The organism is Rhizobium sp. M1 (assembly GCF_002531805.1).
In the GTDB taxonomy this organism is placed as follows: Bacteria; Pseudomonadota; Alphaproteobacteria; order Rhizobiales; family Rhizobiaceae; genus Rhizobium; species Rhizobium etli_C.
Window position 1 is genome coordinate 240,195 of the sequence record NZ_NWSW01000002.1, and the last position, 18,707, is coordinate 258,901.

Annotated in this window: 18 protein-coding genes and 1 tRNA gene; 9 read left to right on the forward strand and 10 right to left on the reverse strand. The window is 62.1% G+C overall.

The annotated features are described in order from the left end of the window. Positions 1-131: 131 nt before the first annotated feature. The 4 genes from CO655_RS03290 to CO655_RS03305 form a co-directional block, all read right to left on the reverse strand. Positions 132-782 (reverse strand): glutathione S-transferase family protein, encoded by a 651-nt coding sequence (locus tag CO655_RS03290; RefSeq protein WP_097663767.1) that lies wholly within the window; start codon positions 780-782, stop codon positions 132-134. A gap of 126 nt (positions 783-908) precedes the next feature. Then, the gene (locus CO655_RS03295; RefSeq protein ID WP_176539208.1) at positions 909-1,442 is read right to left on the reverse strand and encodes an AAA family ATPase; all 534 of its coding nucleotides are present in this window, start codon (positions 1,440-1,442) and stop codon (positions 909-911) included. Between the two features lie 365 nt (positions 1,443-1,807). Then, positions 1,808-2,551 carry an SDR family oxidoreductase gene (locus tag CO655_RS03300; RefSeq protein ID WP_097609011.1) on the reverse strand — a complete coding sequence of 248 codons (744 nt, stop codon included), beginning with the start codon at positions 2,549-2,551 and terminating at the stop codon, positions 1,808-1,810. Between the two features lie 2 nt (positions 2,552-2,553). Next, entirely contained in the window at positions 2,554-2,970 is a 417-nt protein-coding gene (locus CO655_RS03305; RefSeq protein WP_097663769.1) for a DoxX family protein, read from the reverse strand. A gap of 152 nt (positions 2,971-3,122) precedes the next feature. Here CO655_RS03305 and CO655_RS03310 point away from each other — a divergent pair, with 152 nt between their 5' ends. From CO655_RS03310 to ppdK, 3 genes are all read left to right on the forward strand, one after another. Continuing rightward, positions 3,123-3,503, forward strand: a complete 381-nt coding sequence (locus tag CO655_RS03310; RefSeq protein ID WP_097663770.1) for a helix-turn-helix domain-containing protein — start codon at positions 3,123-3,125, stop codon at positions 3,501-3,503. Between the two features lie 270 nt (positions 3,504-3,773). Further along, positions 3,774-4,046, forward strand: coding sequence for a hypothetical protein (locus CO655_RS33275; protein ID WP_141514282.1), 273 nt, complete (start codon positions 3,774-3,776; stop codon positions 4,044-4,046). 134 nt (positions 4,047-4,180) lie between these two features. Beyond that, positions 4,181-6,865, forward strand: a complete 2,685-nt coding sequence (gene ppdK / locus CO655_RS03315) for a pyruvate, phosphate dikinase (protein WP_097663771.1) — start codon at positions 4,181-4,183, stop codon at positions 6,863-6,865. Between the two features lie 53 nt (positions 6,866-6,918). Here ppdK and CO655_RS03320 read toward each other — a convergent pair whose 3' ends face one another. Next, positions 6,919-7,188, reverse strand: coding sequence for a hypothetical protein (locus CO655_RS03320; RefSeq protein WP_097663772.1), 270 nt, complete (start codon positions 7,186-7,188; stop codon positions 6,919-6,921). 241 nt (positions 7,189-7,429) lie between these two features. Beyond that, on the reverse strand, positions 7,430-7,621 hold the full coding sequence (locus CO655_RS03330; RefSeq protein ID WP_097663773.1) for a hypothetical protein: 192 nt from the start codon (positions 7,619-7,621) through the stop codon (positions 7,430-7,432). Positions 7,622-7,726: 105 nt separating this feature from the next. Between CO655_RS03330 and CO655_RS03335 the strand changes: the two genes are divergently transcribed. Then, positions 7,727-7,972 carry a hypothetical protein gene (locus CO655_RS03335; protein ID WP_097580089.1) on the forward strand — a complete coding sequence of 82 codons (246 nt, stop codon included), beginning with the start codon at positions 7,727-7,729 and terminating at the stop codon, positions 7,970-7,972. Between the two features lie 10 nt (positions 7,973-7,982). Here CO655_RS03335 and CO655_RS03340 read toward each other — a convergent pair whose 3' ends face one another. Then, positions 7,983-8,372 (reverse strand): hypothetical protein, encoded by a 390-nt coding sequence (locus CO655_RS03340; RefSeq protein ID WP_097663774.1) that lies wholly within the window; start codon positions 8,370-8,372, stop codon positions 7,983-7,985. 342 nt (positions 8,373-8,714) lie between these two features. On the opposite strand from CO655_RS03340, the gene CO655_RS03345 reads away from it, so the two are divergent. Beyond that, positions 8,715-9,620, forward strand: a complete 906-nt coding sequence (locus CO655_RS03345) for a DUF1499 domain-containing protein (RefSeq protein ID WP_097663775.1) — start codon at positions 8,715-8,717, stop codon at positions 9,618-9,620. A 358-nt stretch (positions 9,621-9,978) separates the two neighbouring features. Here CO655_RS03345 and CO655_RS03350 read toward each other — a convergent pair whose 3' ends face one another. The 3 genes from CO655_RS03350 to CO655_RS03360 are packed head-to-tail and all read right to left on the reverse strand — an operon-like array spanning position 9,979 to position 13,076. Continuing rightward, positions 9,979-11,700 carry a DUF4166 domain-containing protein gene (locus CO655_RS03350; RefSeq protein ID WP_097663776.1) on the reverse strand — a complete coding sequence of 574 codons (1,722 nt, stop codon included), beginning with the start codon at positions 11,698-11,700 and terminating at the stop codon, positions 9,979-9,981. Next, positions 11,697-12,146 (reverse strand): DCC1-like thiol-disulfide oxidoreductase family protein, encoded by a 450-nt coding sequence (locus CO655_RS03355; RefSeq protein ID WP_097663777.1) that lies wholly within the window; start codon positions 12,144-12,146, stop codon positions 11,697-11,699. Before CO655_RS03355 ends, CO655_RS03350 begins: the two co-directional genes overlap by 4 nt. A gap of 21 nt (positions 12,147-12,167) precedes the next feature. Beyond that, positions 12,168-13,076: an MBL fold metallo-hydrolase gene (locus CO655_RS03360; protein ID WP_097663863.1), complete on the reverse strand. Its 909-nt coding sequence runs from the start codon at positions 13,074-13,076 to the stop codon at positions 12,168-12,170. A 165-nt stretch (positions 13,077-13,241) separates the two neighbouring features. Here CO655_RS03360 and CO655_RS03365 point away from each other — a divergent pair. From CO655_RS03365 to drmD, 4 genes are all read left to right on the forward strand, one after another. After that, a tRNA-Gln gene (locus CO655_RS03365) sits at positions 13,242-13,315 on the forward strand. A 335-nt stretch (positions 13,316-13,650) separates the two neighbouring features. Next, positions 13,651-14,457 carry a HipA family kinase gene (locus tag CO655_RS03370; protein WP_097663778.1) on the forward strand — a complete coding sequence of 269 codons (807 nt, stop codon included), beginning with the start codon at positions 13,651-13,653 and terminating at the stop codon, positions 14,455-14,457. Further along, positions 14,454-15,299, forward strand: a complete 846-nt coding sequence (locus tag CO655_RS03375) for a DUF3037 domain-containing protein (RefSeq protein WP_097663779.1) — start codon at positions 14,454-14,456, stop codon at positions 15,297-15,299. The genes CO655_RS03370 and CO655_RS03375 overlap by 4 nt, the downstream gene beginning before the upstream one ends. A gap of 240 nt (positions 15,300-15,539) precedes the next feature. Next, complete coding sequence (gene drmD / locus CO655_RS03380) at positions 15,540-18,704, forward strand: DISARM system SNF2-like helicase DrmD (RefSeq protein WP_097663780.1); 3,165 nt, start codon at positions 15,540-15,542, stop codon at positions 18,702-18,704. Positions 18,705-18,707: the final 3 nt, after the last annotated feature.

Below are 18,707 nucleotides of genomic sequence, written 5' to 3' on the forward strand. Positions count from 1 at the left end.
CCGCGCGAATATTGAAAATAGAATGAATCTGCTCGCACGCCTTTTACGGGCACGGCACTATTCAGCAGCCCCGCTTATCTTTTCGCGATTTCCTGACGAAACTGGCGATCCCGCTCAGGCATGATCCTTGATCACCCACCCGACGCGGCCTGGAAGACCGCCAGCTGTGCGGCGAAGGCGCGTTGGTAGGCCGGGCGCGCTTCGGCGCGGGCGACATAGGCGGTAAGGTTCGGGTATTCGTCCAGGATGTTCGATGATTTCAGCCGCAGCAGCACCGAGACCATCAGCAGGTCGCCGGCGCTGAAGGCGCCATCGAGCCAGTCGGCATCGCCGAGGCGGGCGGAAAGGCTGTCCAGCCGCTTGCGGATGCTCTCCTCGAGTGCGCGCAGGCGCTGCTCGTACCAGGGCTGGTCACGCTCGAGAATCCCCGCGAGGCTGTGATCGAAGACCGGCGGCTCCACGGTGTTGAGCGCGGCAAACATCCATGAAATCGCCCGTGCCCGGGCATTGGTTTCGTCCGGCAGCAGGCCGCCGTGACGTTCGGCGATATGCAGGACGATCGCGCCGGACTCGAACAGGGTGAGATCGCCTTCCTCATAGGTCGGGATCTGCCCGAAAGGCTGGAGCGCCAGATGCGCCGGCTCCTTCATCGCCTTGAAGGAGACGAGGCGAACCTCGTAGGGCTGCCCCACCTCCTCGAGCGCCCAGCGAATCCGCATGTCGCGCGCCAGGCCGCGGCCGCGATCGGGCGAACGTTCAAAGGCGGTAATCGTGATCGTCATCGCTTCCTCCATCGCTGTCTGTCTTGAAGACGTCCGGCCGGACGGGATTCCGACATCGATATTCGAGATAGTCCTCGCCGCCGCTTCGCATCGGGCGCAAGCGATGCGCGCTGCCGGCGCCGCGCGTCAGCCTTCCGCCTCGCCGCATTTCGACAGGATCTCGTTGACAACGACGGCGAGCGGCGCCGTGGCGTCGATGCGCTGCGCATGCTTCGGGACATCCTCTTTCGTCGCATGCAATCGCATGATCAGCGCCCGTTCGGCCGGTCGTCCGCCGAACTCGTCTTCGGGCCTTGCGGCAAGCCGCCGCTTCAGGGTGTCGAGATCGACATCGAGCTCGAAAACCGCGTCGAACCAATCGACGAAGCGGGGGAGATTGCGTGAGCCGCCGCAGAAGAAGGAGATGAGGCTGCGCCGATCGACGATCATGGTTCTGACCTTCCCGACATCCCAGAGGTGATGCGCGTGCACCCATGCGCTACGGTCCGTCACGCTCTCGTCGGCAGGCTCGTCCACCGCTTCCCCAGTCGTCGGATCGCCGCGATAGGCAAGCTCCCGGTCACCGTGGACGACATGGTAACCGCGCCGCTGCAGCTCTTCGGCCACCGCGGTCTTGCCGGCGCTGGAAACGCCTTCGATCAGATAGTTTCTGACGCCCATTTCCGCTCCGCTTCCAAGCATATCGGCGCGGATTGTCTAACACGGCTGCCGCCGCTGCGAAACGCTCGGCATCGCCAAGCGCCGATAGACCTTCGTCAGGTGGCGTGGATCTTAGAGCATGATGCCGAAAAGTGTGAGCGGTTTTCGGACGACATCATGCTCTAACTCTTTAATTTAGAACAGGATTCATATTTTAGGCCGACCGGGCCTAAAATCATCCTGTTCTAGGCTCGAAGGCCTGGGATGACGGAGGGCGTGAGGGAGCGATCGGCAGGAGGCGAGCGCTTTCTGGGCCGTCACGTGTCGACCGGGGCGCAGGCGCGTCCTGCGCATGGTCGAGCAGCGTCTGCCGGCGGGTCGGCTCCTCATCGAGCGCTGTCGATGATCAGGCCGCCGTCGGGTGTGAGGCTTGAGCCGGTGATGAACTGTCCATCCCGGCTTGCAAGGAAGAGCACGACCGGCGCCACGTCTTCCTCGGGGGAGCCGTGCCGTCCGAGCGCATTGGTCGCCGGAGGGGTGTCCGGGCCTGCGCCCCAGGTGTCGGCCACCGGCAGGACGTTGTTCACGGTGATCTTGTCGGCGCCCCATTCGCGCGCGGCCGATCGCGTCAGCGCCCGCACCGCCTCTTTCGCCAGATTATAGGGCCCGTAGGGCGGCATTCCGAGGACACCCGTCAGCGAGGCGAAATTGATGACGCGGCCGGCGCCGCTGGCCTTGAGATGCGGATAGCAGGCCTGCATCATCCTGAGATAGGCGATCGGTCCCATGTCGAGGTTGCGCTGCAACTGCTCCACCGAGAGAGCGACGATGGAGGATTGCACTGCAGCGGGATCGAAAGCGACGTTGACAAGGATGTCGACGCCGCCAAAGGCCGAAACGGTCTTGTTCACCGCAGCCTTGATCTGCTCAGCATCGCTGAGGTCGCAGACGACACCGAGCGCGGTGCCGCCGGCTGCCTGAATGTCTGCAACGACGCTATTGACGTTGCCGGGCGTCAGCGACAGGACCGCGACTTTCGCGCCTTCCTTTGCCAGCAGCTTTGCCGTGGCGCGGCCGATGCCGCGCCCGGCGCCGGCGACGATTGCTACTTTTCCATCAAGTCGGTCCATGTTCATCTCCATTCAGCAAGCGTTATCTGGTGTGCCGCCCAGGCTTGGGCATAGGGCGACAGGGTTTGGCGCGCCGCGTTCTGCGTCAGGAAGGAAGTGCTGAGCAGGGTAAGTCCGACCAGTGCGGGCAGGGCGGCCGCGGGTTTGCGCACGCCGACATGGGCAAGAGCCGACAGCAACAGGTGGTAAAGCATGCCGGCATAGGCGAGGTCGCTCAGCCCGACGCTGACGCGCGACAGGAGAGCGGCGACGGCGAGGAGCTTGACGACGATGAGGATCGGGACGAGGTAATCGGGATATCCGAACCCGAGGATTGTCTGCTCAACCCAACGTCTTTTGACGATGTAGATGGCGGCGGATGTCAGATACAGCAGGCTCAAAAGCGCCGTGCTGAACCAGTAAATGTAAATTTCGGCCATGAGTTTTCGTGATCGCCGGCGACGCGGCAACCTCTCTCCATTCGACGATGTTTGTTGCTTCTCAAGACGCTTTTATCTTGCGCCTGCTGTACGCATCGAAAATGACGACTTATATCGATGTGTACAAGTAGGATGAATTACTTGGTATTAGTATGGAAAACCTGATTATGGCTGAGGAAGAGATCAACATGCACGAGGAGCTGCGCCGCGCGTTCGCGCTGCTCTCGGGCAAATGGAAGCTGGAGATCATGTGGCTGCTCTATGAGCGCGTCTACCGCTTCGGGGAGCTGCGCAAGGCTATTCCCGGTATCACGCAACATATGCTGACCGCGCAACTGCGCGAGCTGGAGGCGGATGGGCTGGTCGTGCGCACCGTATTTGCAGAGGTGCCGCCGCGCGTCGAATATGAGATCACGCCGAAGGCGCGCGCCCTCGGCCCGACGATAGAAGCCCTCATCGCATGGTGGAACGAGTATGGAAAAAGCGTTCCGGTCAAGCCGGCCGGCCGTGGCCGCAAGGCGACCTCGCGGTGAACCCGGGCCTGTCCAAACCCTCGTCTTCGATCAATCGGCGTGCATTTTTCGCGCTTTCGGCGATAAACACCAAAAAAGGTCGGCTGTCTTGCGGCCCGTACCCCATTTGGGTGATGCTCTTTTCGCTGACTTGCATTAGAAGTTGTTTCAACGCAACCTGATTACTTTGCTGAAAAAAGCAGGCGGTCAACGTTGCGCATTGTCGAATTTACGATGCGCTTTCCGGGTAGTGGGCAAGGACCCGGATGCTGTTTGAGCAATGACGGGGGCGTGAAAAAGGCTTTCCAGCCATTGCGGAAACAAGGATCGGAGCGGTTCCAGGAACCGTTCCGGGTTGAGGGACCCCCCGTCCGGTTTTCCTGGCCGGACGGAAACAAGGCTTTGCGGGACAATGTTGCAGTCCCGCAAAGCTTTTTTTATGCCTTGTTCCCATCAGGCGCGGTTCACCGGTTCGCCCGCCCGCTCTTTGCGAAAATTATTGTGCGATGCAGCATTTTTGCCGCATTTGTCGATTTTCATTTCAACTCCAAGGCATTAAGCTAATCATGGAGGCTGCTGACAATGCCGGCCAATTTCTCTTCGTCATCCGAGCGACAAGGCCTGGGTGACGACGAAGGAGGGGGAGGCAGTCGACAGCTGAGGGATCACGCTGATCCTTCCGTGGTGTTGGGGGGAAGATGACCAAGTGGGTCTATAGGTTCGGCGACGGACAGGCTGAGGGCGGCGCGCGCGACCATGAAATTCTGGGCGGCAAGGGCGCCAATCTCGCGGAAATGTGCGCGCTCGGCCTTCCCGTTCCGCCGGGACTGACGATCGTCAGCCACGCCTGCAACACCTATTACAAGAATGGCGGCCATATCGAGGACGGGCTGAAGGCCGAGATTCGCGCCGGCATAGCGGCGATCGAGGCGATCACCGGCCGCCATTTCGGCTCCACCAGCCAGCCGCTGCTGCTCTCGGTGCGCTCCGGCGCCCGCGTCTCGATGCCTGGGATGATGGACACCGTGCTCAATCTCGGCCTCAACGACGAGACGGTGCAGGCGCTCGGCCACGATGCCGGCGACGCGCGTTTTGCCTGGGACAGCTACCGCCGCTTCATCCAGATGTATGCGGATGTCGTCATGGGCCTCGGCAACGACGCCTTCGAGGAAATCCTCGAGGACGAGAAGGCCAGACTCGGCCATGAATTCGATACCGAGCTCAGCGCCACCGAATGGCAGCACATCGTCTCCCTCTACAAGCGGCTGATCGAGGAGGAGCTGGAGCAGCACTTCCCGCAGGATCCGGAGGTCCAGCTCTGGGGCGCGGTCGGCGCAGTCTTTTCCAGCTGGAAGAGCGCGCGCGCCGTCACCTACCGCCAGCTCCACAATATTCCCGAAGGCTGGGGTACGGCCGTCAACATCCAGGCGATGGTCTTCGGCAATCTCGGCAATGCGTCTGCGACCGGCGTCGCCTTCACCCGCAACCCTTCGACCGGCGAAAAGGCGCTTTACGGCGAATTCCTCGTCAATGCGCAAGGCGAGGATGTCGTTGCCGGCATCCGCACGCCGCAGAGCATCACCGAGGAGGGGCGGATTTCCTCCGGCTCGGAAAAACCCTCGATGGAAAAGCTGATGCCGGAGGCCTTCCACGAACTCAGCCGCATCTGTTCCGAGCTCGAAGTCCATTACCGCGACATGCAGGACATCGAATTCACCATCGAGCGCGGCAGGCTGTGGATGCTGCAGACCCGCGCCGGCAAGCGCTCGACGCGGGCGGCGATGAAGATCGCCGTCGACATGGTCGATGAGGGGGTGATCACCGAGGAGGAGGCGGTGCTGCGCATCGAACCCTCGAGCCTCGACCAGCTCTTGCATCCGACGATCGATCCGCGTGTCACCCGCCAGGTGATCGGCAGCGGCCTGCCGGCCTCGCCGGGAGCGGCCACCGGCGCCATCGTCTTCACCGCCGAAGAGGCGGTCGAGGCCGAGGCCGAGGGCCGCAAGGTCATCCTGCTGCGCGTCGAGACCAGCCCGGAGGATATTCACGGCATGCATGCCGCCGAAGGCATCCTGACCACGCGCGGCGGCATGACCAGCCATGCGGCGGTCGTCGCCCGCGGCATGGGCACGCCTTGCGTCGTCGGCGCCGGCACCATGCGCATCGATCAGCGCAACGAGCGGCTGCTCGGCATCGGCGTCACCCTGAAGAAGGGCGATATCATCACCATCGACGGCTCGGCCGGCCAGGTGCTGAAGGGCGAGGTGCCGATGATCCAGCCGGAGCTTTCGGGCGATTTCGGCCGCATCATGGGCTGGGCCGACCGCGCCCGGCGCATGACGGTGCGCACCAATGCCGATACGCCGGCCGATGCGATGGCCGCCCGCTCCTTCGGCGCCGAGGGCATCGGCCTTTGCCGCACCGAGCACATGTTCTTCGAGGGCGAGCGCATCCATGTCATGCGCGAAATGATCCTCGCCGATAACGAAAAGGGCAGGCGGCTGGCGCTCGACAAGCTCTTGCCGATGCAGCGCACCGATTTCACCGGCCTCTTCACCGTCATGCACGGCCTGCCGGTGACGATCCGCCTGCTCGACCCGCCGCTGCACGAATTCCTGCCGAAGACCGACGACGAGGTCGCCGAAGTCGCCTTCGCCATGGGCATGGAGGCGCTTGCCTTGCGCCAGCGCGTCGATGCGCTGCACGAGTTCAACCCGATGCTCGGCCATCGCGGCTGCCGGCTGGCGATCTCCTACCCCGAGATCGCCGAGATGCAGGCGCGCGCCATCTTCGAGGCGGCGGTGGCCGCAGCCCATGAGACGGGGGCCGCCGTCGTGCCCGAAATCATGGTGCCGCTGGTCGGCCTGCGCTCCGAGCTCGATTACGTCAAGGCCCGCATCGACGAGGTCGCCGGCGAAGTCATGGCCGAGGCCGGCATGAAGATTGATTATCTCGTCGGCACGATGATCGAGCTGCCGCGCGCAGCCCTGCGCGCCCATGTGATCGCCGAAGCCGCCGAATTCTTCTCCTTCGGCACCAACGACCTGACGCAGACGACCTTCGGCATTTCGCGCGACGACGCCTCGGCCTTCATCCCCACCTATCAGCGCAAGGGCATCATCGAGCACGACCCCTTCATCTCGCTCGATTTCGACGGTGTCGGCGAACTGATCAGCATCGCCGCCGAACGCGGCCGGCGCACCCGCAACGATATGAAGCTCGGCATCTGCGGCGAACATGGCGGCGACCCGGCCTCGATCCGCTTCTGCGAGACGATCGGCCTGGATTATGTCTCCTGCTCGCCGTTCCGCGTGCCGATCGCCAGATTGGCGGCCGCGCAGGCGGTCATATCAGGCGGTCTGAAAGACCTCCGGGGGAAGTAGTCAGCTCGCGGCAGCCCTTCGGGCACCTGCGGCAGCCCTTTGGGCGCCGGGGATTAATGATGATGGTGCCAGCGATCGCGGTAGATATAGGGCCCGTTCAGATCCCAGGCCATGCTCTGCATCATCTCCGCACTCTGCGCCCGCGATTCGGCCCGCCGGTCGAGATCGATGCGCTGCAGGCAGGTGGCGAAACCATCCGTGCCGCGGCGGAAGCCATAGCTCAGGCACTGCCGCTCATCCGCCGCCCGCCGCTCCTCCGGCGTCATCGTCTGGCAGGCGGACAGGCCGGCGGCGAGAAGGGTGATGAGGAGGGCGATGCGCATCGGGCTATTCCTTGCTTTTCCCTGAGGAAATGCCATTCGGGTGCGGGCGTCAAGCTGCGGCCGTGGGGGGGGGGCGTGCCCCTCATCCGCCTGCCGGCACCTTCTCCCCGCGCGCGGGGAGAAGGGGATATGCCGCAACCTCTCCGTTCCCCACCAACCTCTCGCATGGCACGTCCCCTCTCCCCGTCAGAACGGGGAGAGGGTTAGGGTGAGGGGCAGCCATACGGCACAACCCAAATCGTCACGCCGCCCCGGCCGGATCGCCGATCGGCAGCAGGGCTGGGTCGAGCGGCCGGTCTTGCGGGTTCTTCGTATCGGCCGGGTCCTCGGCCGGCGTCAGCGGCGGTTTTTCCTGGGTGGGGTCGGGAATGCCGGGTGTCGGGGTCGGCCCGCGCGGCGGATCGGCATTGGGGATCGGATCTTTGTTCGGCATGATCGCCTCCTTTTCGACAAGGGAACGGCACCGCCGGGAGATGGTTCCACTTTCACCAGCCGGCATTCCTCTGTATGAGGAAGCCTCTCAAGCATGGAAACCAGCATGGCCATCCGCGATCGATTTTCGAAGAAACTGAACTGTCCGCAATGCGGCAACACCGGCTTTGCCGAGGCCTCGGAGATCGACGATCCCAAGCGCAAGCATCCGGATTTCAAGGTCGATCAGCTGCCGCGCGGCTTTGGCGTGCAGCGCCCTTCCAACCACCAGGAAAGCTTCATGCTCAAATGCGAATGCGGCCGCAAGTTTCCCTTCCGCAGCCTGGCGGAAGCCGCGGCCGAGCGGCGCTGATTCAGAAGCTCTAAATCCGCTCCAGCACTTCGATGAAGGCATCGGCGAAGCGCACCAGATGGGCGGTCTCCTCGTCGGGCGCCTGCATGCGGATTTCGGTGCCGGCATAATCGAGCAGCGCCAGCACGACGCGCATCTCGCTTCCGCCATCGGGAATGCGCAGCACCGCGATGCGCCGGCAATCCGCGATCAGGCCGCCGGCCGGCAGGTCGAACAGCAATTCGCCGCCCGCCCGGCTCGCCGCCTGGCGCACCGCCTCGCAGAAGCCGGCATCGCCGCCGGCATAGCCTTCGAGTGAAAGTTCGAGCTCGACGAGCTCCATCGGCAGCATCGGCTCGCTGTGGTCGATCCCGCCAAGCGCAGACGCCTGCGGCCTTGCTGCTATCTCGGGTGAAATCATCCCGCCTCTCCTTGCCTTAAACCGGAGATGAAACCGCGGCAGAATGACCTTTTTTTGACATATCAGCAAGGGCTGATGAATCGGCCCGGCCATCGCCTCGGCCATCTCAGGTGAATTCCATCGGAATTCCGAGACAACAGTTTCAATTCAGGCCGAATCTTGCCCAGATCCGGATGATTTTGGGCCGGGCTGGCCTAAAATCTGAATCCGGATCTAAATCAAAGAAATAGAGCATGATGTCGTCCGAAAACCGCTTCACACTTTTCGGCATCATGCTCTAAACAGGGATATGGCGATTTGCGTGGTTGAGGGCGCGGCGCTGACGAGCAACCGGTAAGTTTGATGGCCATCCGTTACGACCGTCCCGTTTCCAGCGCCGCCCGCTTTTCGCGGCTGCTCGGGGCGTTTTCCCTGGTTCTGGCGCTGGCGGTGCTGATCGCCCATCGCTTCGGCGGGCTTGCCACCCCCTATCTCGTGCTGCTCTTGATCACAGCCGCCGGCTTTTCGCTGCTGGCGGCCCTGCTGGCCGCAATCGGCCTGCGCAGCCTCTGGGTATCAGGGGCCGAAGGCGGGCTTGCCGCGCTCGCCGCGCTGATCTACGCCGCCTTTCCGCTCGGCATCGGCGCCTTTGCCGCCGAGCGTTACATGACACTGCCCGACATCTACGACGTCTCCACCGATCCGGTCGCAGCGCCCGACTGGCTGTCGACCCCGAAAGCCGATCAGATCTGGCTGAAGCGCAATCTCGTGGCGCCGGAGGATCGCGAAAAGCAGATCGCCGCCTATCCCGAGCTGACCGGCCGGCGTTATGAGGGCGCGCTCGACCGCGTGCTGGAGGCGGTGCGCAAGGTCGCCAAGCAGAGCGGCTTTGTCATCACCAGGAGCACCGGCACGACAGAGCCGGATCACGACCCGGAGGACAGACCGGCAAAGCCCGCACCCGGCGACGAGGCCGTCGCCGATGCGCCGGGCATCGTTCCCGTGCCGACGCCGCGCCCCTATGACGATGATGTCGCCAAGCTGATCCGCGGCGCCAATGGGGTGACGCTGCAGGCGACCAACCGCACGCTGATCCTCGGCCTGCGCTTCGATATCCTCATCCGCCTGCGCGAAGAGGCCGAAACCACCTTCGTCGACATCCGCGTCGCCTCCCGCTACGGCCAACACGACCTCGGCTTCAGCGCCGCAATCGCCGGGGATTATCTGAAGGCGCTCGATGCCGAACTCTTGGGGCTTGCGGGTGGGTGAGCAACGGTGGCGCAAAGCGCCAGCAATCGATCCAGTGAATCGATTGCAGTTGCGAACGCCCTGAGCCCAAAGCGAAGGGCCGGGATAGGGTGCGGCAAACTCAACCCACTTCCAGCACCGCAAACTCGACGCTCCTGCCATATCACCCAACTAACCTCCCTCATTCCCGTGTCCTCAGGGCTTTGCCCGAGGGATGTCACAGGAATGACGGAGGGTGTGCCGGCACAACGATCAGCCCTCATCCTGAGGTGCCCCGCAGGGGCCTCGAAGGGCGAGGGCGGGTGGTTCCAGTGGCCAGCCCCGTCCTTCGAGGCTTCGCCCTATGGGCTACGCACCTCAGGATGAGGCTGGAGAGGGCTCACTCCACCACCAACCACCCCGAATACCGCACCACCAGCCCGGTCAGCCGCCCGCCGATCTCGACATGAAAATGAAACCGCCCATCGCGCTCCTCCTCGTAAGTGTCGCCGCCGGGCGCCAGGAACAGCGGCAGCGGGACCCCGAGAAACCGCCAGCCGCGCACGACAAGCCGCAGCCTGTCACCCTCCGGCACCAGCGCCAAGAGCACCCGGAACGGACCGAAGACCTCGGCGAGCAGGTGCCGGTCGCTGCCCTTGCCCTCGGCCTGCCAGCTGCGGAACGCCTTGCCCCCGAATGTGCGCGTCCAGATCTCACTGTCGCCATCGGCGGCAAAGCGCACCGCGACCGGCACATCCTCGCCGGCCGGGGGAAAGCCGATCACGCCGGCGACGAGCCGGGCGAGCAGCCCGCCGCCGCGCTCGATCCGTGCCCGGCCGGAGGCGAGGCGGGTGCCGCCGGCATGGATCGCGGCAAGGGCGGGCGGCAGCTGCTGCCAGGCGCTGCCGAGAATGCGCCGGTAAAGCGGCAGCGGCTCCTCCTCGTAGTCCAGCCGGATGCCTGAGGTGATCTTGAATCGCCGGAAGGCCGCTTCGAAATCCGCAAGCGACAATTCCCCCGCCGCCGGCCGCGCGCCACTCTCGGGCCGGATGCCTTCAAGCAGCCGGCGCACCAGCGCTTCGACGGCGATGACCGGAATGAACGGCCCGTCATCGCCTTCGGCAATCAGATCCCAGCTGGATGTGATCCGCCGCCCATCGCGATCGAGCCCGCCGGCGCGCACGAACATGCCGCCGCGATGAGCGCCGAGGGCGAAGCGGTGGCTGGCTTCCTGCAGCACCCTGGAAAACGGCCTGAGCGACGGCAACAGCCGGAGGCGCACCAGCCGGGCGGCAAGCCCAAGCAGCCGCTGCAGCGCCTGCGGCTCGGTGCCGACGCCGGTGAAGGTCGATTGCAGCCCGGGAACGTGCCGCGGCAGCAGCGCAAGATCGGGCGCATCGACCAGCAGGAAATTCCGGCTGGCGAGCGGCGCGACGCCCGGCGGCGCGATCGTCACCCGCATGTCGTCGATCAGCCCCGACCCTGCGGCCGGCCGCCCCTCGCGCAGCACCGCCACCGGCTTGCCGGCATAGCTCGATATCGCCCTGACGACATTGAGGCCGATCTTCACATGCGCCGACGGGGCAATGCCCGCCGCCACGCTGTCGATGCGGGAGAACTGCGGCGCCATCGCCGCGAGTGCGGCGAAGGAGAGCGCCGGCAGGCTGCTGAGGCCGGAGAGCGCAAAAACGCCCTTAGCCCTCGCCTGGGCATCGAGCCCGCCGATGCCGGCGACGAAGCCGGTGCTGTCGGCAAGATCGGCATAATCGATGTCGAGCCCGATGCAGGCGCGCACGACCTTATAGGGGTCTTCCCCGAAACTCTGGAACGGCCCCGAGGCATCGATGACGAGATCCGGCCGCAGCCGCGTCAGCTGCTCGATGAGATCGCCGTCACGATCGAAGGCGACCGCCTGCAGCCACGCACCGAGATCGTTGCCGCCGAGGCGCCCGGCCCAACCTCTCGGCGAGCGCAGCTCCGCCACGAAATCATCGGCCTTCTCCAACGAGCGCCCGGCGATCAACAGCCGCAGCCGCGGCTCATCGCCAAGCAATCGCGCCAGCCGCCCGCCAAACGTGCCGTAACCGCCGATGATCAGCAGCGAGAGCCTCTCGCCGCTCATGTGATGAACCGGCTGCGCTGCTCCGCCGTCGGCACCATGCAGCTCTGCCGGCCGGCGATCTTCAGCCGGTTGCGGGCGATGAATTCATAAAGCGCGTCGGCCGCCCGCCGCGGCAATAGCCGGAAGACCTTCACCAGCGAATAGGGAAAGCCGAGGCCGGCCACCATGCGGATCGTGCCGTCCGACTTGAAGAAGGCGCGGCCATTCTCGATGAGGATATTGGTTTCATAATCGCGCTCGTTCAGCCCATAATGCCGGTAGAGCGCGGCGCCGAGCGGCGACTGGGCGGCGAGGAAGCGGTATCGCCGCTGCCTATCGTGCTTCAGCGCGAATTTCACCCAGCCGGAGCAGAAGACGCATTCGCCATCGAAGATGATCAGCGGCTGGTCATCGGCAAAAGCCGGCACATCGGCATCGTTGCGATAGCTGTAAGCGGCACGCGCCATGGTTATCTCCCCATCTCACGCTTACAACAGCCGGTAGGTGGCGGCAAGAGAAGGCGGCCCATCCGCCGCGATCTCGCCGCGCTCCACGAGATCCTCGATATGGGCAAGCACGGAAAGTGCTGCCGCCCCATGCAGCTTCGGATCGGTATCGCGATAGATCGCCTTCACCATCTCCGCAATCGCGCGGTCGCCCGCCCGGATGCGCTCAAGGATCGCCTGCTCGCGCCCCAGCCGGTGCGCCTTCAGGCCCTGCAGGAAGGCGGCAGGCTGCGTGACCGGCCCGCCATGGCCGGGCAGCAGCAGGCGGTCATCCCGCTCCATCAGCCGCTCGAGCGAGGCCATGTAATCGGCCATCGAACCATCCGGGGGTGCGACGATCGAGGTCGACCAGGCCATGACATGATCGCCGGAAAAGAGGATGTCGCGGCCTTCGAGCGCGAAGGCGGCATGATTGGCCGTGTGCCCCGGCGTCAGCACCGCTCTGAGCGACCAGCCATCGCCGGATAGGGTCTGACCGTCACTGAGCGCGATATCGGGCACGAAGGCGAGATCCGCGCTTTCGGAAAAGGGATTGATCTCGCCATCCCTGAGCGGCCGTGCCGGCCGGTGCGGCCCCTGGCCCACCGTCACCGCTCCCGTTGCCGCCTGCAGCCGGCGGGCAAGGGGAGAGTGGTCGCGATGCGTGTGGCTGACGAAGATATGCGTCACTGCGCGTCCGCCAAGCGCTGCCATCAGCGCCTGATAATGCGCCTCGTCCTCCGGCCCGGGATCGATGACCGCGACCGAGGCGGCGCCGACGGTATAGCTGTTGGTGCCGTAAAAGGTGAAAGGCCCGGGATTCTCAGCCGTGATCCGCTCGACCCCTGAAACCACCGGCACGGCGCGCCCATAGGCCGGCTCGAAAGCAAGGTCGAATGCGGGGCTTTCCATGAAGGCGATGATCTCGCGGCCGATGACGTCGCCCATTTCTAGCATGGGCCGCTGCACTCTGCAGCGCATAAATCTGCGCGCGGGGCAACTTAGTCATTGTGACAGACGGAGAGCTTTGCTAATCAGGCGTCGATTTGAGCTGGCGCTTAGCGCCGAAAGCTCTGGTGGGGCGTCGCCAAGCGGTAAGGCAACGGTTTTTGGTACCGTCATCCCTGGTTCGAATCCAGGCGCCCCAGCCAAGTCTGCTCTGCACGCCGGACATCATAATATCTCGCACTTCTTGGCTGACGGCTTTGAAGTTCGGTACAATGTGGCCAAATCTTCGGCAGTACCGATATGCACAGCCAGGCGCCACTAGACAACTCCTCATCGACTCGTGCAATTATTAAAACCATTCGGAGAGACGGGCACTGCTTTTAGTTTCACTTGTGGGCAAAGTGGCGGCGAGTATCTACTGTATTACCTGCCTTATGCTTTCATGCAGACTGAGGGTAAAGGGCGATCAGTTTGGTTTCATTCTGGGGGCTGTAAGGCAATTGATGAACTGTGAACATGCCGGAGACAAAGCGCCTGTATGATCCGTGTAGCTGATCTTATCCGCTTTGACCGCAAGACGGACAACGGCAGAACAGAACCTCTGCGAGTCACCGTGGCAACGGCAGATGGCGAGGAGCATGAAGCCATCATGAAGCTCTCGTCGGGGGCCGAATGCAGCATCGAAGGGCTGGCGAATGAAATGCTTGGCTCCCTTTTGGCTGCCGATCTGGGATTCCCTGTCAACGAGCCATTCCTTGTTCAGATCGCACCAGACTTTGCTGCCATCGTTCCAGACATCGCGCTCCGAAATAGATTGCTTGCCTCATCGCCAGTTGCTTTCGCTTCAATGGATGCGGGGAAGCAATGGCGACGCTGGTCGCCCTCTGATAAAGTCCGTTCAGGACAGATCGGTTTGGCTCTCGCTGTGCTCAGCTTCGATGCGTTTATTGGCAACAATGATCGCAGCCCCATAAATGCCAATCTTCTGGTCAAGGATCAGTCTTGGCGGCTCATCGATCATGAGAGTGCGTTTCGCTTCCGCCCGAAGCTGTTCCCCCGATGTGAGCCTTGGAAGACCGGAAATCTTGAGCTTCTCAAGCGGTATGGCGAAGACAGCGAACACATATTTACGAAACAGCTTGCGGGACGCGACGATCTCGACTTCACGGCAATCCGAACCAAATGGGCAGACTTGTCAGACGCACGGTTGGCGCAGTATGAAGCGACACTCCCAGAAGAATGGGAGGAATTTCGTCCTATTTTTGCCCAAGCTATAAGCCATCTTAAACAGGTTCGGGATCAGATTGATAACTGCATCGAAGAATTGAAAAGGGTGTTGTCATGAAGCGAGAGCCATACACCTACACGATACTGAGATACCGGCATGATCCTGTCGCCGGCGAGCAGATCAATGTCGGCGTGGTTATCTATGCGCCCCGCAGCGGATTTCTCGGCGCGCATTTCAGGAAGGCATATGGCCGGATCACGAAGGTGTTCCCTGACGTCAACGGTTCACTTTTGCGCCAAGACCTTGGCCAGATTGAGCGTGCATTTGAGAAACTTTCGAAGCGGAAAGAAACCAATGATCTTCTCTCTGATCAATGTACCGCGCTGACCTTTGCCCACAAAATTATCGGAGTGGATGATAGCTCGCTGATTTGGAGCGCCCTCGGTTCCGGCCTGACCAATGATCCGGGTAAAACACTCGATGATCTTCATCACCGTTTCGTCGGTCAGTATGATGAACCTCACCAGCAGCGACGGGGTGATGCCGACATATGGAGACCGTTCCGAGACCGTCTGCTGGAGCGGAAGATCGCTGATATTTTTCAAACAAAAACCATTCGTTCTCCACGCAACGAAGTGGAATTTGAACACGCCTGGAAGAATGGTAAGTGGCACTGCATCCAGCCTCTGTCATTTGATCTGACGACTGAAGATGGCATTCAGGAGAAAGCCGCGAAATGGGTCGGCCATATGGTCGGCTTGCTGAAAGCGGACGAGGAATTCAAACCTTACTTCCTGATTGGCAAGCCTTCGGACGAAACCATGTTGCCTGCTTACCAGCGTGCCTTGGACTTTCTCAGTGAGGCTCCCCTGGCTCCCGAGATCGTGCAGGAATCGGAGATGGAGCGCCTCGCCGATACGCTGGCAGACAAAGTTAAGGCCAGCGGAGCTGGGGTTTAATCCCGCAGTTCCAGCTGCCGCTGGCTCAAAAACGCGGCGCCTCAGCATAGAGTAGCGCGATTTTTCGGATCGCGTTGCAGTCGTCCCGGCTGAGTATTCGTCGTTGCTTCGTTGCGGAAAAATAGTCCGCACATCTCCAAGTTACCCGAAGCCTTATATCAAAAGTTGCGCTAGATATGACGCGATCGGAATCAGCGTTTACGGCCGCCTTTGATGCAAGGTGGGATGGGGGAGTAGATTTTGGATACGGCGACAACGACTAAATCCTCCCACGACTTATTGCCAGGAACGTTTGTCCGCATCCGCTCTAAAAGCTGGGTCGTCGAACAAAGTGGAAGGATCGGGTCGATCCCGTTCGTTGATCTGATTTCCGTGGAGGACGATGCACAAGGCGAAGCGCTTCGCGTCACCCTAGCATCGGAAGTTGATCAACAGGTGATCGATCCTAACGATTGGTCGGCGCTCTTCCAGACAAAGTTCGAGGGACCTGAGCGCCTTGGCGCGTTCTTGCGGGCGACCGAATGGCGGACTGCATCTGCGGCAGATCGGAAGCTGTTTCAGGCGCCGTTCCGTGCGGGTATTCGCTTGGACGCCTATCAGCTCCTGCCGTTGGCGAAGGCCTTGGAACTACCTCGCGTCAATCTCTTGATTGCGGACGACGTCGGCCTGGGCAAAACGGTCGAGGCCGGACTGATCGTTCGCGAACTTCTTCTCAGGCGCCGCGTCGAAATTGTCGTTGTCGCGGCTCCGGCCTCCATGCTGCTGCAGTGGCAAGACGAACTCTCACAGAAATTCGGGTTGGATTTCACCATCGTCGACCGTGAATATCTGCTGGAGACGCGCCGCAACCGTGGCTTCTCGGCCAATCCATGGAGTGTCGGTTCGCGGTTCCTTGTGTCGCACAGCGTGCTTTCGGACGAGACTTACATGTCTGGCCTCCGTGACCTTCTCGGCGAATTCCGCGCGAGGTCTCTGCTGATCCTCGATGAAGCCCATCACGCGGCGCCTTCCTCCGGAACCGTCTGGGCAACCGAAAGCCAAATGACGCGTGCCGTGCGGCAAATCGCAGGTCGTTTTGAGCATCGCCTGTTTCTTTCGGCCACCCCGCACAACGGGCATTCAAACTCGTTCGCAACGCTTTTGGAAATTCTTGACCCGCAGCGCTTCACCAGGGGCATCGACGTCGATGCAAAAGAGCTTGAACCTATCATGGTTCGCCGGCTGAAAGAGGACTTGCGCCTGCTGGGACAACCCTTCCCGGAGCGTATCGTCAAGCCGATCAAAATCGAGAACCTGCCGGCCAATGCTCCTGAGCTCAATTTGGCATCCATGCTGGATGAATACAGATCCTCGTCCAATGGCGGATCGCGGGCACGTTTTCTGTTCGCCAATCTCCAGCAGCGACTATTTTCCTCGATTGCGGCGTTCGACCGTACACTTCGAACGCACAGGAAGACGCTCAACCGGAAGCGGGATGAAGCCGTGGCCGGCGGCGGAGACGAAATCATCGATCTGGTCGAGGACAATGATCTGATCGATATGGCGACGGTTGAGGCCCGCTCAGAACTCGGCGACCTTGACGCCGCCATTGCCCATGTCGACCGAATGCTGGCGATCTCTGGCGCCGCCAGAGACGAACCCGACGGGCGGATCGAAGCGATCCTGGATTGGGCGGAAGCAGAGATGCTCGACGGTGCACATCAATGGCGCGATCGTCGACTCATTCTTTTCACCGAATGGGATGATACGCGCCGCTGGCTTGTCGAGCGATTGAAGGAAGGCCTGCTCAAGCGGAGCCGCAACAAGATTGATCTCGACAATCGTATCCTTGTCTTCACTGGCCAGACCAGCCTTGAAGAGCGGGACCGTATCAAGATCGCCTTCAATGCGCCATTCGACCAGGAGCCAGTACGCATCCTGGTCTGCACCGATGCGGCCCGTGAAGGCTTGAACCTTCAAGCGAGATGCCACGATCTGGTCCATGTCGATCTGCCCTGGAATCCCTCACGCCTTGAACAGCGAAACGGACGAATCGACCGAAAACTGCAGCCCTCAAAAACGGTGAACTGCAGCTATTTCTTTTACACCCAGCGGGAGGAGGATCGTGTTCTCGACGCCTTGGTGAGGAAGACCGAGACCATCCGCAAGGAACTCGGCGCCTCAGGTGAGGTGTTGCGGCAAACGATCGAAAAGCGCCTGTCGCGTGATGGAATTCGACGAGAAGATGCGCGCCGTCTCTCGGCCGAAATCGAAGACCAGGATTCCACCAAGGTCTCCACCGCCGAAAGGGAGCTTGGCGATGAGCAGAAGAAGCGTCTTGCGCGGTTGAAGGACGAGCAAGATCGGCTGCAGCGTCTGCTCGAACAGGCCCGTAAGCGCGTTGGCGTTGATGGAGCCGATATCCGGCAGGTCGTCGAGATTGCCTTGAAGGACGACAAAGCTTCGTTGTCGCCGGGGCAGTTCAGCGTACCCGAGGCTATGGTCCTCGACCCGCAACATCCTGCCTTCGCCAAGGACCGCAGCTGGGCAACGCTGTTTGACGAGCTGCGCCCTGGCCGTCCAGCTCGCCCATATGAGCGGGAGAGATGGAGACAGAAGACTCCAGTCCGCGGCCTCGTCTTCGAACCTCCCTATGTGAAGGAGGGACAGCCCGAGCCGCAGGATGTCGTCCAGCTCCACCTCGAGCATCGGCTGGTCAAGCGCCTGATCTCGCGTTTCTCGTCGCAAGGGTTCCGTTCCAACATCGGCAGGGTCACCGCCATCATCGGTCCCGGTGCGCAACCACGTGTTGTCCTGGTCGGACGGTTATCGCTCTTCGGCCCCGGTGCGCGCCGCTTGCACGAGGAGATCATTCCGATCACGGCCGCCTGGCGGGATGTGCGCCGCGATCAGGCACCGTTATCCCCTTTCGCGGAAGCAGGTGAGGACGCGACAATTGCGCAGTTGGATGAAGCCTTGCGTGCGGGGCGGACGCCCATCCAGAGCGTGATCGATCGCTTGGAAAAGACGGTCGAGCTCGATATCCGCGATCTTCGGCCATATCTTGAAGCGCGCGCCGGAGAGTCTGAAAAGACTGCCCTGGCGGAGCTTGCTGAAAATGGCCGCCGCGAAGCCGCGAACATGGCTGATCTGCTCAGACGCCAGATTCAGAAGGTGCGTGAGGCGATGCGCGAGAAGAAGCCCATCGATCAGTTCGCGTTCGATTTCTCGACGGAAGAGCAGCGTCAGCAGTCTGAGAAAGAAATGCGACAGATGGAGGCCGACCGCCGCACCTGGGATGAGAAGCTCCTCCGTCTTCAAAACGACTTGGACAACGAACCCCAGAAGGTCAAGGACGGCTACGAGGTAAAGGCGCGGCAGCTTGAGCCGCTCGGCATCGTTTACCTCTGGCCGGCAACGAATTGAGTG

Bases quoted from the DNA above. Each gene is read 5' to 3' on its own strand.
- ppdK (WP_097663771.1), top strand. From the start codon at position 4,181: ATGACCAAGTGGGTCTATAGGTTCGGCGACGGACAGGCTGAGGGCGGC.
- CO655_RS03305 (WP_097663769.1), bottom strand. From the start codon at position 2,970: ATGGCCGAAATTTACATTTACTGGTTCAGCACGGCGCTTTTGAGCCTG.
- CO655_RS03360 (WP_097663863.1), bottom strand. From the start codon at position 13,076: ATGGAAAGCCCCGCATTCGACCTTGCTTTCGAGCCGGCCTATGGGCGC.
- CO655_RS03345 (WP_097663775.1), top strand. From the start codon at position 8,715: ATGGCCATCCGTTACGACCGTCCCGTTTCCAGCGCCGCCCGCTTTTCG.
- CO655_RS03320 (WP_097663772.1), bottom strand. From the start codon at position 7,188: ATGCGCATCGCCCTCCTCATCACCCTTCTCGCCGCCGGCCTGTCCGCC.
- CO655_RS03375 (WP_097663779.1), top strand. From the start codon at position 14,454: ATGAAGCGAGAGCCATACACCTACACGATACTGAGATACCGGCATGAT.
- CO655_RS03330 (WP_097663773.1), bottom strand. From the start codon at position 7,621: ATGCCGAACAAAGATCCGATCCCCAATGCCGATCCGCCGCGCGGGCCG.
- CO655_RS03290 (WP_097663767.1), bottom strand. From the start codon at position 782: ATGACGATCACGATTACCGCCTTTGAACGTTCGCCCGATCGCGGCCGC.
- CO655_RS03295 (WP_176539208.1), bottom strand. From the start codon at position 1,442: ATGGGCGTCAGAAACTATCTGATCGAAGGCGTTTCCAGCGCCGGCAAG.
- CO655_RS03335 (WP_097580089.1), top strand. From the start codon at position 7,727: ATGGCCATCCGCGATCGATTTTCGAAGAAACTGAACTGTCCGCAATGC.
- CO655_RS03370 (WP_097663778.1), top strand. From the start codon at position 13,651: ATGATCCGTGTAGCTGATCTTATCCGCTTTGACCGCAAGACGGACAAC.
- CO655_RS03355 (WP_097663777.1), bottom strand. From the start codon at position 12,146: ATGGCGCGTGCCGCTTACAGCTATCGCAACGATGCCGATGTGCCGGCT.
- CO655_RS03340 (WP_097663774.1), bottom strand. From the start codon at position 8,372: ATGATTTCACCCGAGATAGCAGCAAGGCCGCAGGCGTCTGCGCTTGGC.
- CO655_RS03300 (WP_097609011.1), bottom strand. From the start codon at position 2,551: ATGGACCGACTTGATGGAAAAGTAGCAATCGTCGCCGGCGCCGGGCGC.
- CO655_RS03310 (WP_097663770.1), top strand. From the start codon at position 3,123: ATGGAAAACCTGATTATGGCTGAGGAAGAGATCAACATGCACGAGGAG.
- CO655_RS03350 (WP_097663776.1), bottom strand. From the start codon at position 11,700: ATGAGCGGCGAGAGGCTCTCGCTGCTGATCATCGGCGGTTACGGCACG.